This window comes from Streptomyces sp. CC0208 (assembly GCF_003443735.1).
Lineage (GTDB): Bacteria > Actinomycetota > Actinomycetes > Streptomycetales > Streptomycetaceae > Streptomyces > Streptomyces sviceus.
This window is the reverse complement of record NZ_CP031969.1, coordinates 2,377,436-2,393,510: the sequence shown is the minus strand read 5'-3', so window position 1 is coordinate 2,393,510 and position 16,075 is coordinate 2,377,436. Positions and strand designations below refer to the sequence as shown.

The window sequence follows — 16,075 nt, the reverse complement described above, 5'->3', positions numbered from 1 at the left end:
CCCGCAGCGCAGTGCCGGAAGACGTGGGTGAACAGGAGGTTGGGGCAGGGTGCACGATCACAGAACGTATGCAACCCATTGCCGGTGCTTGCGTCAAGTGACGGAGGCAGTGGCGATCATGCCACTGCCTCCGTGTCGTTCGCACCTGCGGTGCAGGCAACTTGACCGACTGTCAGAATCCGCCGCCGCCGGTGTTCTCGCCGGTTCCGTAGGTGCCGCGCACGGCGGCCGGGTTGACCTCGACCGTGTCCTCGCCGAGGACCGCGCCCGTGCTCTTCTTGCTGCGCCGCAGCCTCTGCTCCAACCAGCTCGCGAAGCTGGTGAGGAGGAAGTTCAGGACGATGAAGATGATGCCTACGACGATGAAGCTGGGGATGACGTTGGCGTAGTTGGCCGCCAGCGTGCTGCGCGAGTTGAGCAGCTCGGGGAAGCTCAGCATCACGCCGCCCAGCGCGGTGTCCTTCACGATGACGACCAGCTGGCTGACGATGGCCGGCAGCATCGCGGTGACCGCCTGCGGGAGCAGGATGCTGGTCATCGTCTGGCCCTTGCGCAGTCCGACCGCGTACGCCGCCTCCGTCTGGCCCCGGGGCAGCGAGAGGATGCCGGCCCGGACGATTTCAGCGAGCACCGAGGCGTTGTAGAGCACCAGGCCGGTGACCACGGCGTACAGCGGGCGCTGCTCGCTGGAGATGTCCGATGAGCGGACGTAGAACTCGTTTGCGAACAGCATCAGCAGCAGCACCGGGATGGCCCGGAAGAACTCGACCACCGTGCCGGCCACGCCCCGCACCCAGGCGTGGTCGGACATCCGGGCGATGCCGAAGACCGCACCCAGCGGGAGGGCGATCACCATGGAGATCGCCGCGGCCTTGAGGGTGTTGCCGAGGCCGGGCAGGAGGTAGGTCGTCCAGGCCTCACCGGTGGTGAAGGGCTCCCAGAGGTTCCACTCCAGCTGGTTCTTGTCGTCCATCTTCTGCCACACCCACCACAGGAGGAGGGCGAGGAGAAGGGTGAAGACGACCGACAGGAGGACGTTGCGCCGTTTGGCGCGGGGTCCCGGAGTGTCGTAGAGGACCGAGCTCATCGCTTCACCGCCAGTCGCTTGGCGAGCCAGCCGAGGAGGAGGCCGGTCGGCAGGGTCAGTACCACGAAGCCCAGTGCGAAGACCGCGCCGATGGCGAGCGTCTGGGCCTCGTTCTCGATCATCTTCTTCATCAGGAGGGCGGCTTCGGCCACACCGATCGCGGCCGCCACGGTGGTGTTCTTGGTCAGCGCGATCAGCACGTTTGCCAGCGGGTTGATGACCGCGCGGAAAGCCTGCGGGAGCACGATGAGACGCAGGGTCTGGCTGAAGTTCAGCCCGATCGCGCGGGCCGCCTCGGCCTGGCCGAGCGGCACCGTGTTGATGCCGGAACGGATGGCCTCGCAGACGAACGCCGCGGTGTAGACGATGAAACCGAGCACCGCCAGCCGGAAGCCCTGGACGTCGAAGTTGTCCGCCGCGCCCATCGTCACACCGAAGATGTCGGCGAGGCCGAGCGAGGTGAAGACGATGATGACCGTCAGGGGGATGTTCCGGACGATGTTGACGTAGGCGGTGCCGAAGCCGCGCATCAACGGGACTGGGCTGACCCGCATCGCGGCCAGCACGGTGCCCCAGATCAGGGAGCCGACGGCGGACAGGGCGGTGAGTTTCACCGTCATCCAGAACGCCCCGAGGACGTCGTAACCTTCTAGAAAGTCGAACACGATCTCCCGCGCTTCCGGGTGTGTGGCGTGTGTGTGGCGTACGTGGACGGGCGCGGCGCGCCGCCGCCCTGATCGCGGCGGGCGGCGGCGCGCCGGTGGGTCCTCGCGTTACTTGACGATGACGCCGACCTTCGGGGCGGGCTCGTTCTTGTAGCCGGCCGGGCCGAAGTTCTTGTCGACAGCCTTCTGCCAGGAGCCGTCGCTGACCATCTTCTCCAGGGCGGCGTTGACCTTGTTCAGGGTCGCGGTGTCGCCCTTCTTCACGCCGATGCCGTAGTTCTCGTTGCTCAGCTTGAGGCCGGCGAGCTTGAACTGGCCCTTGTACTTGTCCTGGGCCGCGAAGCCCGCGAGGATCGAGTCGTCCGTGGTCACCGCGTCCACGGCGCCGCTCTGCAGGCCGGCGATGCACTCCGAGTAGCCGCCGTACTGCTTGAGCTGGGCCTTCGGGGCGAAGTCGTCGTGGACGTTCTGCGCCGAGGTGGAGCCGGTCACGGAACACAGCTTCTCGCCGTTGAGGTCCGTGGCCTGGCTGATCTTGGAGTCCTTCTTGACCAGCAGGTCCTGGTGGGCCAGCAGGTACGGGCCGGCGAAGTCGACCTTCTTCTTGCGCTCGTCGTTGATCGAGTAGGTGGCCGCGATGATCTTCACGTCGCCACGGGCGAGCGCGTTCTCACGGTCGGCGCTCTTGGTCTCGACGAACTCGATCTGGTCGGGCTTGTAGCCGAGCTGCTTGGCCACGTAGGTCGCCACGTCCACGTCGAAGCCGGAGAAGGAGCCGTCGGGCTCCTTGAGGCCGAGACCGGGCTGGTCGTACTTGATACCGATCTTGATCTTGCCGCCACCGCCGGAGCCCGAGCCGGAGCCCTCGTCCTTGCTGTCGCCGCCGCAGGCGGTCGCGGAGAGGGCGAGGGCGAGGACGGCGGCCGAGGCGGCGGTGACCTTGCGGAGCTTCATGGTGAACATCCTTTGGGTGGTGAAAGAGAGCCGTCGGTGGTCGATCCGGGTGGCACGTCAGCGGTGCGACACGTCAGTGGTGTGACGCGTCAGTGGTGTGACGCGTCAGTGGTGAAGGATCTTCGACAGGAAGTCCTTGGCGCGGTCGCTGCGCGGATTGCTGAAGAACTGGTCGGGCGCAGCCTCCTCGACGATCCGTCCGTCCGCCATGAACACCACGCGGTTTGCGGCCGATCGTGCGAAACCCATTTCGTGCGTGACAACGATCATTGTCATGCCGTCGCGGGCGAGCTGCTGCATGACCTCCAGCACCTCGTTGATCATCTCGGGGTCGAGCGCCGACGTGGGCTCGTCGAAGAGCATGACCTTGGGGTCCATCGCCAGGGCCCGGGCGATGGCGACACGCTGCTGCTGACCGCCGGACAGCTGGGCGGGGTACTTGTCCGCCTGCGTGGCGACACCGACCCGGTCGAGCAGGGCGCGCGCCTTCTCCTCGGCCTGCTTCTTGTCGGCCTTGCGGACCTTGATCTGCCCCAGCATCACGTTCTCGAGCACGGTCTTGTGCGCGAAGAGGTTGAAGGACTGGAAGACCATGCCGACGTCGGCGCGCAGCCGGGCCAGTTCCTTGCCCTCCTGGGGCAGCGGCTTGCCGTCGATGGCGATCGAACCCGTGTCGATCGTCTCCAGGCGGTTGATGGTGCGGCACAGGGTGGACTTCCCGGACCCGGAGGGTCCGATGACCACGACGACCTCGCCGCGGGCGATCGTCAGGTCGATGTCCTGGAGTACGTGCAACGCGCCGAAGTGCTTGTTGACGCTCTTCAGGACGACCAGTTCGCCGGTCGCGGCCACATCTTCCTTGGCCACCGATACTTCGGTCATCGCTCTCTGGCTCCGTCCTCCTCGGTTTCGGAGGACAGTAGTGACCCCACGCGACCAGCGTCATTAGTCTTGAGGGGAATCTGAGCATCACGATCCGATAGCAATCGGACACGTGTCGTAGCACTTACGACCAGTGTGCATCCGGTGCGCGTATCGGCCGGATAACGGAAGCGCGGCGCAACCGGAACGCTCTTGACGCCGTCCTCATCCATCAGCATGACTGCACGAGGCGCACACGCGCGTGTGTACGCACAGTTGTACCTGTTCATTGCATATTCGGATAGTACGTCCGATGGACCAAAGGGGGCCGGGGTGAGACTTCTCCTCGTCGAGGACGACAACCACGTGGCCGCCGCGCTGTCCGCGGTGCTCGCCCGGCACGGTTTCGACGTCACGCACGCGCGCAGCGGCGAGGAGGCACTCCAGGCGCTGGTCCCGGAGAGCGACGGCTTCGGGGTCGTGCTCCTGGACCTCGGGCTGCCCGACCAGGACGGCTACGAGGTGTGCGGCAAGATCCGCAAGCGCACCAGCACGCCGGTGATCATGGTCACCGCGCGGTCCGACGTACGCTCCCGCATCCACGGGCTGAACCTCGGTGCCGACGACTATGTGGTCAAGCCGTACGACACGGGGGAGCTCCTCGCCCGCATCCACGCCGTGAGCCGGCGCACCGCCCATGAGGACGCGCCCGGCGGCGGGGACACCGGGCTGGTTCTCGGCGCCGTGCGCATCGAACTGCCGACGCGTCAGGTCACCGTGGACGGCACGGTCGTCCAGCTCACCCGCAAGGAGTTCGACCTCCTCGCGCTGCTCGCCCAGCGACCCGGTGTGGTCTTCCGGCGCGAGCAGATCATCAGCGAGGTCTGGCGCACCAGCTGGGAAGGCACCGGCCGCACGCTGGAGGTGCATGTGGCGTCCCTGCGCGCGAAGTTGCGGATGCCGGCGCTGATCGAGACGGTGCGGGGGGTCGGGTACCGGTTGGTGGCGCCGGGGGTGTGAGGGGGCTCAGCGGGGCTCAGTGGGGCTCAGTGGGGCTGAGCGGCTTCGGTCGGGCTTCGGTGGGGCTGCGCCGACGGGACGGTGTGGAGGGCCGGCGTGAAAGTGGGGGCGCAGACCTGCGGTGATGGCTCGTGGCGTGGGGCCCACGTCTGCGGCGGAGCCTACGGATGAAACCGTGCAGCCAAGAGCTGTGCGAGGCTCGGGGGAGGAACGTGGGTCGTGTGAGGGACGGTGACTGTGGGCGCGGGTGAGTGCGGCGGTGGGGGTGCCCGCGTGTGCGGTGGTGGCCGTGAGCCGCTTGATGCGGGGGCCCCGGGTGTCTCGGGTGCAGGTGTCCGGCCGCGCCGGGGTGCGCTCAGCGGTGTGCGTCGGAGCTCGCGGCTTCGGGGCGGGGCGTAGGCGGGGTCGTGCGTACACGTCTTCTTCCGCTGCTCATCGTCCTCATGGCCGCCGTGCTGCTGGCCCTGGGCGTGCCGCTCGCCATCGGGGTGGCCTCCGCGCAGCAGCAGAAGGTCGTCGTCGACCGGATCGACGACACCGCGCACTTCGCCGCGCTCGCCCAGTTCGTCACCGACGCCTCCGACGAGCGCCTGGAGACCCTGGAGAGCGAACTCACCAGCTACTACAGGGTCTACGGCATCCGCGTCGGTGTCTTCTACGACGGCGACGTACCCATGGCCACGGCGCCGCGCGGGTGGTTCCTCCCCCGGACGGGCGAGGTGCGCGACGCGTTCGGCGAGGCCCTGCTCAGCCGCCGCAGCCAGGACCCCAAGCAGGTCTGGCCCTGGCAGCGGGGCCGCCTGGTCGTCGCCTCGCCGGTGATCCGGGACGGCGACGTCATCGCGGTCGTCGTCACCGACTCGCCCACCGGACCGATGCGTTCACGGATCCTGCAGGGCTGGCTGGTCATCTTCGCGGGTGAACTCGCCGCCATGCTGCTGGCCGTCGGCGCCGCCCTGCGGCTGACCGGCTGGGTGCTCAGGCCCGTACGGGTCCTCGACGCCACCACCCACGACATCGCCACCGGGCGGCTCAAGTCCCGGGTGGCGGTGGCCGGCGGGCCGCCCGAACTCAGGCGTCTGGCGCGGTCGTTCAATGAAATGGTGGACAACGTCGAGGACGTGTTGGAGCAGCAGCGGGCCTTCGTCGCCGATGCCTCGCACCAGTTGAGGAATCCGCTCGCCGCGCTGCTGCTGCGCATCGAGCTGCTCGCCTTCGAACTTCCCAAGGGCAACGCCGAGATCGCCTCCGTGCAGACGGAGGGCAAACGCCTCGCCCAGGTCCTCGACGGCCTCCTCGACCTCGCGCTCGCCGAGCACACCGAGGCGGACCTGAGGATCACCGACATCGGCGAACTCGCCGCCGAACGGGTCGCCGCCTGGACGCCCACCGCCGAGGCCAAGGGAGTGCGGCTGGTGGGGAGTTGCCCGCCCACCACCGCCTGGGCCGACTCCGTCACCCTCTCCAGTGCCCTCGACGCGGTCATCGACAACGCGCTCAAGTTCACGCCGCAGGACGAGACCGTCGAGGTCACGGTCGCCGCGGACGGGGACACCTCCACGATCGTCGTCGCCGACCGCGGACCCGGGCTCACCGACGAGGAACTCGCGCGCGTCGGCGACCGGTTCTGGCGCAGCGGGCAGCATCAGAACGTCAAGGGGTCCGGTCTCGGACTGTCCATCTCGCGGGCGCTCCTGGCCGCGGGGGGCGGGGCGATCTCGTACGGTCACCACGAGCCGCACGGGCTGGTGGTCACCGTGTCCGTGCCCCGCAGCCGCCCTACGGCTTGACCGAGCGGTAATAGCGGCGAGCGCCCTCGTGGAGGGGGACCGGGTCGGTGTAGATCGCCGTGCGTACGTCCACCAACTGCGCGGAGTGGACGTCCCGGCCGATGCCGTCCCTGCTCTTGATCACGGTCCGGGTGAGCCACTCGGTGAGCTCGGGGTCCATGTCCTTGCGGGTGATCAGCAGGTTGGAGACGGCCATCGTCGGGACGGTTTTGTTGTTCTGGACGGACGGGTACGCCGACGCCGGCATGTTGGTGGCCCGGTAGTAGCGGGTGGGCTCGCCCTCGGCGTGCAGCTTCGCCACGAGGGAGGGTTCGATCGGGACGAAGCGGAACGCGGACCGTTCGGCCAGTTGCTTCAGACCGTCGGTGGGCAGGCCGCCGGACCAGAAGAACGCGTCCAGGCCGTGGCCGAGGAGCTTGGGGCCGGTGTCGATGCCCTCGGCCCTCGGCTGGATGTCCTTGGCCGGGTCGATGCCGGCGGCGTCGAGCACTCGCTCCGCTATCAGTCGTACGCCGGAGTTGGAGACGCCGATGGAGACGCGCTTGCCCTTCAGGTCGGCGATGGTGTGGATGTCCGAGTCGGCGGGGACGACGAGCTGGACGTAGTCGTCGTAGAGGCGGGCCACGCCGCGGAGCTGGTCGGCGCCGGGGTCGCCGTTCTGCTGGTAGGTCTCCACCGCGTCGGCCGCGGCGATGGCGAAGTCGGACTTTCCGGTCGCCACGAGTCTGACGTTCTCCTGGGAGCCCGCGCTGGTCTCCAGCTTCACCTTCAGGTCGGGCATGTCCTTGTGGATCTCCTTGCGGAGGAGTCCGCCGTACTTCTGGTAGACGCCTTGCCTCGTGCCCGTGCTGAAGGTGATCGTGCCGGCCGGGGGGTCCTCGCCCAGCGGAAGCAGCCACCACAGGAGCAGGCCGAGGGCCACGAGGGTGGCGGCCGCGGTCTGGAGCGCCTGGCGGCGGCTGAGGTGGGGGAACGGCTTGGGCATGCGGGTGATCCTGCCAGGGGGGTGGGGGGTTGGCCAGCGTGTGCCTCTGGCGGTTGGGCGGGGTCTTGTTCGGGTGCGGGTTCGGTGGGGGCGGGTGTTTGTTGCGCAGTTCCCCGCGCCCCTGGGTGCCTGCGGCGCAGCTGTGGGTTCGGTGGGGGCTTGTGTAGCGCGTGCGTGTGTTGTGGGTCGGGGCCGGGGTGGGGGGTGTCCGTCCTCGGTCCGGCGGCTCGGTCCCTTTGAGTAGTGCTCTGTGACGGACGCCGGCCGCTGCGGGCGGACACCCCCCACCCCGTCCCCTTCCCGCCGTACGCGGCCACCGGCCCGCCGGGGCGCGCGGTCCGGCGAACGGTTCGTCGTGGCGCGGGTGACTGCACCCACCTAGGGGCGAGGGGAACTGCGCGACCAGCCCCCGCCGGCCCGCAGTCGCCTCACAACCGAACCCGGCACCCCCATAGGCGCCCCGCCCAAGCCCAGCGCAGCGGAACCGCGGGGAACTGCGCGACCAGCCCCCACCAGCCCGCAGCCGCTCCACAACGATGGGCGCCTACGCGCTGTCCCGGCTCACCGGCTCCGTCACTCGACGTGGCGTCGGGGTGTTGGCTCGGGGGGTTGTCAGTCTCGTTGCCAGGGGCTCGGTGTAGCGGGCCGTGAGGGGGCCGAGGATGACCAGGATGAGGACGTAGGCGGTGGCCAGGGGGCCCAGGGAGGGTTCTGTGCCGGCCGAGACCGCCAGGCCCGCTATGACGATCGAGAACTCGCCGCGGGCGACCAGTGCGCCGCCCGTGCGCCAGCGGCCCTTGGGGGAGATGCCGGCTCGGCGGGCCGCCCAGTAGCCCGTGGCGATCTTTGTGGCTGCGGTGACCAGGGCCAGGGCGAGGGCGGGGAGCAGGACCGGGGGGATGCTCGCCGGGTCCGTGTGGAGGCCGAAGAAGACGAAGAAGACCGCGGCGAAGAGGTCGCGCAGGGGGCTCAGGAGGGTGTGGGCGCCCTCGGCCACCTCTCCCGAGAGGGCTATGCCCACGAGGAACGCGCCCACCGCTGCCGAGACCTGGAGTTGCTGGGCCACGCCTGCGACCAGGATCGTCAGGCCGAGGACGACCAGGAGGAGCTTCTCCGGGTCGTCGCTCGAGACGAAGCGGGAGATCAGGCGGCCGTAGCGCACCGCTGTGAACAGGACCAGGCCGGCCGCTCCCAGGGCGATCGCCAGGGTCAGGCTTCCGGCCAGCAGGCCCGCTCCGGCGACAAGGGCGGTGACTATGGGCAGGTACACCGCCATCGCCAGGTCCTCCAGGACCAGGACGCTGAGGATCACGGGGGTTTCCCGGTTGCCGACTCGGCCCAGGTCGCCCAGGACCTTCGCTATGACGCCCGAGGAGGAGATCCAGGTGACGCCCGCCAGGACCACCGCCGCCACCGGGCCCCAGCCGAGGAGGAGTGCGGCCGCCGCTCCCGGGAGGGCGTTGAGGGCGCCGTCGACCAGGCCGGAGGGGTAATGGGCCTTGAGGTTGGTGACGAGGTCGCCGGCCGTGTATTCGAGGCCGAGCATGAGGAGAAGGAGGATCACTCCTATCTCCGCTCCTATCGAGACGAACTCCTCGCTGGCGCCCAGGGGGAGCAGACCGCCCTCGCCGAAGGCCAGGCCGGCCAGGAGGTAGAGGGGGATGGGGGAGAGACGGAAGCGGGCGGCGAAACGGCCGAGGAGGCCCAGGCCGAGGATGATCGAGCCGAACTCGATCAGGAGGACCGCGGAGTGCATGGTTCCTACTCCCGCCCCAGGATCGCGGCGGCGGAGTCCACGCCCTCGCGGGTGCCCACGACGATGAGGATGTCGCCGCCCGCCAGGCGGAAGTCCGGTGCGGGGGAGGGGATCGCCTCCGCGCGGCGCAGGGCCGCCACGACCGAGGCTCCCGTGTCGGTGCGCATTTTCGTGTCGCCCAGGACCCGGCCGTTCCAGCGGGAGCCGGCCGCCACCTCGACGCGCTCGGCCACCAGGCCCAGGTCGGAGGTGTAGAGGAGGCTCGCGCTGTGGTGGGAGGGCTTCAGCGCGTCGATCAGGGCGTCGGCCTCGGAACCGGTCAGGCGCAGCGACTGGGCGCAGGAGTCGGGGTCGTCGGCCCGGTACACGCTCACCGTGCGGGCACCGTCGCGGTGCGCCACCACGGAGAGATGGCGGTCCTCGCGGGTCATGAGGTCGTACTGGACCCCGATTCCCGGCAGCGGCGTCGCCCTCAGGCGTGGAGCAGACACGTTTCTTCCCCTTGTGGTTCGAGTGATCGCGAGTGCCGGGTTCGCATGCTGCCAGGCCCCCGTACGGTGGCGACATGGGTGACGTGACGGATATCCGCGAGCGGCGGGCCCCGGCGAGACTTTGGCCTCGGGCGTCGTACGAGAGGAGTGAGGGCAGGGCCGTGTCGCTGTTCTGGCGGATCTTCTCGCTCAACGCCGCGGGCCTCGTCGTCGCCGCCGCGCTGCTGCTGGGGCCGGTCACCGTGTCGACGCCGGTCCGGCAGGGGGAGGCCGTGGTCGTCCTCGGGGGGCTCGCCCTGTTGCTGGTCGCCAACGCCCTCGTGCTGCGGGTGGGGCTCGTCCCGCTCCAGCGGCTGGGCCGGGCCATGGCCGCCGCCGATCTGCTCCGTCCCGGAGTGCGTGCCCCCGTCTCCGGTCCTTCCGAGACGGCCGCGCTGATCACGACGTACAACACCATGCTCGACCGGCTGGAGGCCGAGCGGGCGACCGGCGCGGCCCACGCGCTCTCCGCGCAGGAGCGCGAGCGCCATCGCATCGCCCGCGAGCTCCATGACGAGGTCGGGCAGACGCTGACCGCCGTGCTGTTGCAGCTCAAGAGGGTCGCCGACCGGGCGCCGGAGGAGCTGCGGGAGGACGTGGGGCAGGCGCAGGAGGCCACCCGGGCCGGACTCGACGAGATCCGTCGGATCGCGCGGCGGCTGCGGCCCGGGGTGCTGGAGGAGCTCGGGCTGTCGAGCGCCTTGCGGTCTCTCGCGGCCGAGTTCACGACGCACGGGCTGACCGTGCGCCATCACGTCGGCGGTGATCTGCCCCGGCTGACCGAGGAGTCGGAACTGGTGGTCTACCGGGTGGCCCAGGAGGGGCTCACGAACACCGCGCGGCACTCTGCCGCCGACCGTGCCGAAGTCCGGCTCCAGCCGGTCGCGGGGGGAGTCGAACTCCTCGTGCGGGACAACGGCAAGGGGCTGGGCGGGGTGCCCGACGGGGCCGGGATCCAGGGGATGCGGGAGCGGGCGCTGCTGGTCGGGGCGGTGTTCTCGGTGCAGGGCGGTCCCGGGCGGGGGACGGACGTGCGGTTGCGGATACCGCTCCAGGCGGGGGTGCGCTGATGACGGACCCGACCCGGGTGCTGCTCGCCGACGACCACACTCTCGTACGGCGCGGGGTGCGGCTGATTCTCGAGGGGGAGCCGGACCTCACGGTCGTGGCCGAGGCGGGGGACGGCGCCGAGGCGGTCGAGCTGGCACGCGCGCGTGAGGTCGATCTGGCCGTACTGGACATCGCGATGCCCCGGATGACGGGACTGCAGGCGGCCCGTGAGCTGTCCCGACGGCTGCCGGAGCTGCGGATCCTGATCCTGACGATGTACGACAACGAGCAGTACTTCTTCGAGGCGCTCAAGGCCGGGGCCAGCGGATACGTGCTCAAGTCCGTCGCCGACCGTGATCTCGTCGAGGCGTGCCGGGCCGCCGTACGCGACGAGTCCTTCGTCTACCCCGGGGCCGAGCGGGCCCTCGTGCGGTCCTACCTCGACCGGCTGCACCGCGGTGACGACCTGCCCAGGCGGGCCGTCACCGAACGCGAGGAGGAGATCCTCAAGCTGGTCGCCGAGGGTCACACCACGAAGGAGATCGGCGAGCTGCTGTTCATCAGTGCGAAGACCGTCGAGCGGCACCGGGCGAACCTGCTGCACAAGCTGGGGATGCGGGACCGTCTTGAGCTGACCCGGTACGCGATACGGGCGGGGCTCATCGATCCTTGAGGCGGGGGTGCGGGTTCGCGGCACGACGCCGCCGCACCACGTACGCGCCTGCGAGGCCGACTCCGCCGACGGCCAGTGCCACCCCGACAGCGCGCTCGAAACCCGCGGGGCCGACGCTGCCTCCGGACCCGCCCTGGACACCGAGCGTCGGAAGCGGCGTGGTGAGTGGCGTGAAGAGCGGTGTGGCGGGTGGCGTGGCGACGCTCACGGCGGCGGTGTCTCTTCGGGGGAGCGCCTCACAGGCGATGCCGTCGTCGGGACCCTGGTCCTCGTCGAGCCGGTCGGGGTCGCTGCGGTCGAGGTCGAACTCCGCCTGCGCGTCCTCCTGGAAGCGGAAGTCGGCGCAGTCCAGGTCGCCTTGAGCGTGGGCGACGCCGGTCAGCGGTCCGGCGGTGGCCAGGACGGCCAGCGCGGCGCCGGTGAGCGTGATGCGTATTGCCATGGGTCGTGTGCCTTTCGGGCGGGGCCGGAACAGCCGTCACCGCGAATCTAGGGACGCGCCCGGCATCCGGCCCGTGGAGCTGGGCCGAACGGGCGCGCCCTCACAGCAACGCCTCCCAGTCCTCGTCGAAGGCCGCGGGGTTCAGGAACAGCACGTCCGCCGGCTCGGCCGCGCCCCGCAGGGACTGTTCCGTCCAGATGCACTTGCCCGTGGGGGTGTAACGGGCGCCCCAGCGGGAGGAGAGGGCCGAGATGAGCTGGAGTCCCCGGCCGCCCTCGTCGGTGTCCGCGGCGTGGCGGATCCGGGGCATGGTCTGGCTGCCGTCGTAGACCTCGCAGATCAGCTCGGTGGTGTGCAGCAGGCGCAGCCGGACGGGGCCGCGGGCGTGCCGGACGACATTGCCCACCAGTTCGCTGACCAGGAGTTCCGTGGTGGGGGACAGGTCGTCCAGGTTCCAGGCCGCGAGCTGTTCTCGCACATGCCGACGGGCCTGGCTCGCCGCCTTCGGGTCGTCGGGCAGGGACCAGGCGGCCATCCGGTCGGCCGGCAGCGCGTGCAGCCGGGCCACCAGGAACGCCGCGTCGTCGGCCGCCTGTTGGTCCGCGGGCAGCAGACCGGCCGTCAGCGTGTCGCACAGCCGCTCAAGGTCCACGGCGGTCCCGTCGGCGTGGGCGGCGCCGAGCAGCCGCGCCAGCTCGGCCATGCCCTCGTCGATCTCCCGTGTCGCCGACTCCACGAGGCCGTCGGTGTAGAGCACGAGCAGACTGCCCTCGGGCACCTCCAACTCGGCTGTTTCGAACGGCGGTTTGGCCGCGCCCAGCGGGGGATCGGCGTCCGGTTCGGGAAAGTGCACGGTTCCGTCGGGCCGTACCAGCGCGGGCGGCGGATGACCGGCCCGGGCGATGGAGCAGGCCCGGGTCGTCGGGTCGTAGAGCGCGTACAGACAGGTGGCGTACGACGCCTCGCCCATGCCGCCGACGATGTCGTTGAGGTGGCCGAGGATCTCGTCGGGCGGCAGCTCCAGGTCGGCCAGGGTGTGCACCGCGGTGCGCAGCCGGCCCATGGTGGCCGCCTCCGGCAGGCCGTGGCCCATCACGTCGCCGACGACCAGCGCGACCTGTCCGCCGGACAGCGGGATGATGTCGTACCAGTCGCCGCCCACGTCCGCGCCCTGCCCGGCCGGGAGGTAGCGGGCGGCCGCCGTGCACGCGGGCAGGTCGGGCAGCGCCTGGGGGAGCAGGCTGCGCTGGAGTTCCCGGGACCGGGTGTGCTCGGCGTCGTAGAGCCGGGCCCGCTCCAGGGACTGGGCGACGAGGGCGGTGATGGTGGTGAGCAGGGCGCGTTCCTCGTCGTCGAGCAGCCGCGGCCGGTCGAAGGAGACCACGCAGACGCCGAAGGTGTGGCCGGACGCCGTCAGCGGCAGGAACGCCCAGGACTTCTTTTCGCCGCGGGTGGGGAAGTCTGCCAGTTCGGGATAGCGGGCGGCGTACTCGTGGGCCGAGGACATGAACAGCGGGAGGCCGGTCGCGATCGTGTCCCAGGCGGGGTCGCCGGTCGACGCCCGGGGGCGGCTGTCGAGGAGGGCCACGAAGTCCCGGGGGTAGCCGACCGCGCCGACGTGGTGGAGCCGGTTCCCCTCGCTGACCTGGACCATCAGCCCGGAGGCGGCGAACGGCGGCAGCACCCGGCGGGCGACCGCGTCCACCACGTCCCGGGAGGTCGTCGCCTTGGCGAGTTCCGTGGTCAGCTCGGCGATCCGCACCGCCCGCTCGGCCGCGGCCCGTTCCGCCGCCTGCCGTTCCTGGGCCAGCCGGCGCTTCTCCGTGACGTCCTGGAAGTAGAGGGTGCGGCCGTCCGGCCCCGGCACCAGCCGCACGTGCAGCCGCCGTTGGCAGTCCGCGATGTACACGTCGAACCCGGCGGGCTTCTCCTCGGCCCCGGCCTGCAGACAGCTCTCCTTGAGACCAGGGACCTGTCGGGTCGCTGGCAGGTCCCACAGCAGGCGTCCGAACAACTCCTCCTCGGAGAAGCCGAGGAAGCGTTCCGCCTCCAGGTTGGCGAAGGTGATCCGCCACTCGTCGTCCACCGCGAGGAAGCCGTCGCTCATGTGCCGCAGGGCCCTGCTGAGAGCGTCCCGTGCGGTGCGGAACTCGTTGCTCTCCCAGCCGACCCCGATCATCCGCAGGGGCTCGCCCCGCTCGTCGTAGGTCGCCCGGCCGCGGGCCTGAGTCCAGCCCCACGTGCCGTCCAGGCGCCGTACGCGGTACTCGGCCTCGTAGACGCTGTGGTCGAGGATGGCCCGCTGCGCCGCCGCCAGCGTGGGTGCCAGATCGTCGGGATGGACGATCCGCATCCAGTTGTCGATCCGGCCGGTGAAATCGGTCGGGCGAGTGCCGTACAGGGCCAGGGCGGCCTCGTCCCAGCTCAGGTCACCGTTGCGGATGTCCCAGTCCCACGAGCCGACCTGAACCTCCTTCAGGGCCTGCCGCAGCCGTTCACCGCCCAGTTCCGCCTGGGAGGGACCGGACGGCGGCGGGGCCTGGGCCATGCGGTCCTCGGTCCAGGCGACCACGTCCCGCAGGAAGCCCCAGTGCTCCGGGGTGGGTTCGCCCCGCTCGCCGGCCAGGACCGTCAGCGCGCCGATGCTGCGGCGGCCGCTGAACACGGGCAGGGCGGCGAATCCGGTGCCGGGCCAGGCGGCCTTCTCCGGCGCGTCCGGGGACAGCGGTACCCAGACGCCCCTGCCCTGCTGGAGCGCGCGAGCCGGGGCCAGGGGGCCCTCCTGGTCGACGATCTCCCAGGAGCGGGTGAGGGCGGGCGGCAGACCTGCGGAGGACACCAGGCGCAGCGCGGACATCGGGCCGCGCAGGTGCACGGTCCCGCCGAGCGCGCTCAGCTCACCGACCGCATGCCCGAGCGCCAGCCGGAAGACCTCGCTCTCCGTCGCACCAGGGGTGACCGAGCCGAGGAGAGCGAGCCGCGCGTTCATGGAGGGAACTTATCGTTCCTGTTTCCGGTCGAAACCTGCTTCACAGATTCCGACGAGCTGTTTCTCGGCATTCCCTTACCTCAACTGCCCCTGCTGCAAGGGAAGTTGACGAAATCCCGGCCGTGTACCGTGCCGTCGGACCGGGCAGTCTCCGATCATGAGGAGCGGCATGGACATCGGTGTCTTCATCCCCATCGGCAACAACGGTTGGCTCATCTCGAAGAGTTCCCCGCAGTACATGCCGACCTTCGAGCTCAACAAGGCCGTCGTGCAGAAGGCCGAGGAGCACGGTTTCGACTTCGCCCTCTCGATGATCAAGCTCAAGGGCTTCGGCGGCGAGACCGAGTTCTGGGACCACTGCCTGGAGTCGTTCACGCTGATGGCGGGGCTGGCCGCGGTCACCGAGCGGATCAGGCTGTACGCCTCCACACCGATCCTCGCCCTGCCTCCGGCGATCGTCGCGCGCATGGCGGTCACCGTCGACTCCATCGCCCCCGGACGGTTCGGCGTCAACATCGTCACCGGCTGGGCGCCCGGCGAGTACACGCAGATGGGCGTGTGGCCCGGCGACGAGCACTTCGGCAACCGGTACGCGCGCGCCGTCGAGTACGTGACGGTGATGAAGGAGCTGTGGAGCGAGGGCGTCAGCAACTTCAAGGGCGAGTTCTACGAGATGGACGACTGCGTGCTCTCGCCGCGGCCGGCGAACGGGCACATCGACATCGTGGCCGCCGGGCAGAGCGGCACGGGCATGCGGTTCGCCGCCGGGCACGCCGACTACAACTTCATCCTCGGCAGCGGCGTGAACACCCCGCTCGCCTTCGCGGACAGCGCGGCCACGCTGGTGGAAGCGGCGCGGGAGACCGGGCGGGACGTCGGTGCGCTGTCCCTGTTCATGGTCATCGCCGACGAGAGCGACGAGGCCGCCCGCGCGAAGTGGCAGGAGTACCACGCGGGCGCCGACCGCGCGGCGCTGGCCTACATGGCGGGGGAGTCGGCCACGGACACCACCGCCGACGACTCCTCCACGGCCCGCACCATCGTGCTGCCCGAGGGCGCCGTGAACTTCAACATGGGCACGCTCGTCGGGGCGTACGAGAGTGTCGCGCGCATGCTCGACGAGATCGCCGGGGTCGACGGGACCAAGGGGATCATGCTCGTCTTCGACGACTTCCTCGACGGGATCGAGACCTTCGGGACGCGGATCCAGCCGTTGATGCGGTCGCGGGAGGGGCGGGTGTGAGAAGGGGCCGGTGCTGTCTCGCACCGGCCC

General features: G+C 70.3%; 14 protein-coding genes. 5 read left to right on the top strand and 9 right to left on the bottom strand.

Going from position 1 to position 16,075, the window contains the following annotated elements; all coding sequences use genetic code 11:
- Positions 1–172: 172 nt before the first annotated feature.
- From D1369_RS10740 to D1369_RS10725, 4 genes are all read right to left on the bottom strand, one after another.
- Complete coding sequence (locus D1369_RS10740; protein ID WP_007385129.1) at positions 173–1,087, bottom strand: amino acid ABC transporter permease; 915 nt, start codon at positions 1,085–1,087, stop codon at positions 173–175.
- Entirely contained in the window at positions 1,084–1,752 is a 669-nt protein-coding gene (locus tag D1369_RS10735; protein WP_007385130.1) for an amino acid ABC transporter permease, read from the bottom strand. The genes D1369_RS10740 and D1369_RS10735 overlap by 4 nt, the downstream gene beginning before the upstream one ends.
- A gap of 108 nt (positions 1,753–1,860) precedes the next feature.
- Positions 1,861–2,706 (bottom strand): glutamate ABC transporter substrate-binding protein, encoded by an 846-nt coding sequence (locus tag D1369_RS10730; protein ID WP_007385131.1) that lies wholly within the window; start codon positions 2,704–2,706, stop codon positions 1,861–1,863.
- Positions 2,707–2,811: 105 nt separating this feature from the next.
- Positions 2,812–3,588, bottom strand: a complete 777-nt coding sequence (locus D1369_RS10725) for an amino acid ABC transporter ATP-binding protein (RefSeq protein WP_007385132.1) — start codon at positions 3,586–3,588, stop codon at positions 2,812–2,814.
- 312 nt (positions 3,589–3,900) lie between these two features.
- Here D1369_RS10725 and D1369_RS10720 point away from each other — a divergent pair, with 312 nt between their 5' ends.
- Both D1369_RS10720 and D1369_RS10715 read left to right on the top strand, forming a co-directional pair.
- A complete protein-coding gene (locus tag D1369_RS10720) occupies positions 3,901–4,587 on the top strand; it encodes a response regulator transcription factor (protein WP_007385133.1) in 687 nt (228 codons plus the stop codon).
- 407 nt (positions 4,588–4,994) lie between these two features.
- A complete protein-coding gene (locus D1369_RS10715; protein ID WP_007385134.1) occupies positions 4,995–6,377 on the top strand; it encodes a HAMP domain-containing sensor histidine kinase in 1,383 nt (460 codons plus the stop codon).
- On the opposite strand, the gene D1369_RS10710 is transcribed toward D1369_RS10715, so the two are convergent.
- The 3 genes from D1369_RS10710 to D1369_RS10700 form a co-directional block, all read right to left on the bottom strand.
- Complete coding sequence (locus D1369_RS10710; protein ID WP_007385135.1) at positions 6,367–7,362, bottom strand: TAXI family TRAP transporter solute-binding subunit; 996 nt, start codon at positions 7,360–7,362, stop codon at positions 6,367–6,369. The two genes, D1369_RS10715 and D1369_RS10710, sit on opposite strands and share 11 nt — an antisense overlap.
- Before the next feature lie 544 nt (positions 7,363–7,906).
- The gene (locus D1369_RS10705; RefSeq protein WP_007385136.1) at positions 7,907–9,118 is read right to left on the bottom strand and encodes a cation:proton antiporter; all 1,212 of its coding nucleotides are present in this window, start codon (positions 9,116–9,118) and stop codon (positions 7,907–7,909) included.
- 5 nt (positions 9,119–9,123) lie between these two features.
- A complete protein-coding gene (locus tag D1369_RS10700; RefSeq protein ID WP_007385137.1) occupies positions 9,124–9,609 on the bottom strand; it encodes a TrkA C-terminal domain-containing protein in 486 nt (161 codons plus the stop codon).
- Positions 9,610–9,770: 161 nt separating this feature from the next.
- On the opposite strand from D1369_RS10700, the gene D1369_RS10695 reads away from it, so the two are divergent.
- Together D1369_RS10695 and D1369_RS10690 are read left to right on the top strand one after the other, a co-directional pair.
- On the top strand, positions 9,771–10,718 hold the full coding sequence (locus tag D1369_RS10695; protein WP_037901609.1) for a HAMP domain-containing sensor histidine kinase: 948 nt from the start codon (positions 9,771–9,773) through the stop codon (positions 10,716–10,718).
- Positions 10,718–11,371 (top strand): response regulator transcription factor, encoded by a 654-nt coding sequence (locus D1369_RS10690; RefSeq protein ID WP_007385139.1) that lies wholly within the window; start codon positions 10,718–10,720, stop codon positions 11,369–11,371. Before D1369_RS10695 ends, D1369_RS10690 begins: the two co-directional genes overlap by 1 nt.
- Here the strand turns inward: D1369_RS10690 and D1369_RS10685 are convergent.
- Together D1369_RS10685 and D1369_RS10680 are read right to left on the bottom strand one after the other, a co-directional pair.
- Positions 11,358–11,813 carry a hypothetical protein gene (locus tag D1369_RS10685; protein WP_007385140.1) on the bottom strand — a complete coding sequence of 152 codons (456 nt, stop codon included), beginning with the start codon at positions 11,811–11,813 and terminating at the stop codon, positions 11,358–11,360. The two genes, D1369_RS10690 and D1369_RS10685, sit on opposite strands and share 14 nt — an antisense overlap.
- A gap of 100 nt (positions 11,814–11,913) precedes the next feature.
- Complete coding sequence (locus D1369_RS10680) at positions 11,914–14,802, bottom strand: SpoIIE family protein phosphatase (protein WP_037901610.1); 2,889 nt, start codon at positions 14,800–14,802, stop codon at positions 11,914–11,916.
- 169 nt (positions 14,803–14,971) lie between these two features.
- Between D1369_RS10680 and rutA the strand changes: the two genes are divergently transcribed.
- Complete coding sequence (rutA, locus tag D1369_RS10675) at positions 14,972–16,045, top strand: pyrimidine utilization protein A (protein WP_037901612.1); 1,074 nt, start codon at positions 14,972–14,974, stop codon at positions 16,043–16,045.
- The last annotated feature ends 30 nt before the right edge of the window (positions 16,046–16,075 follow it).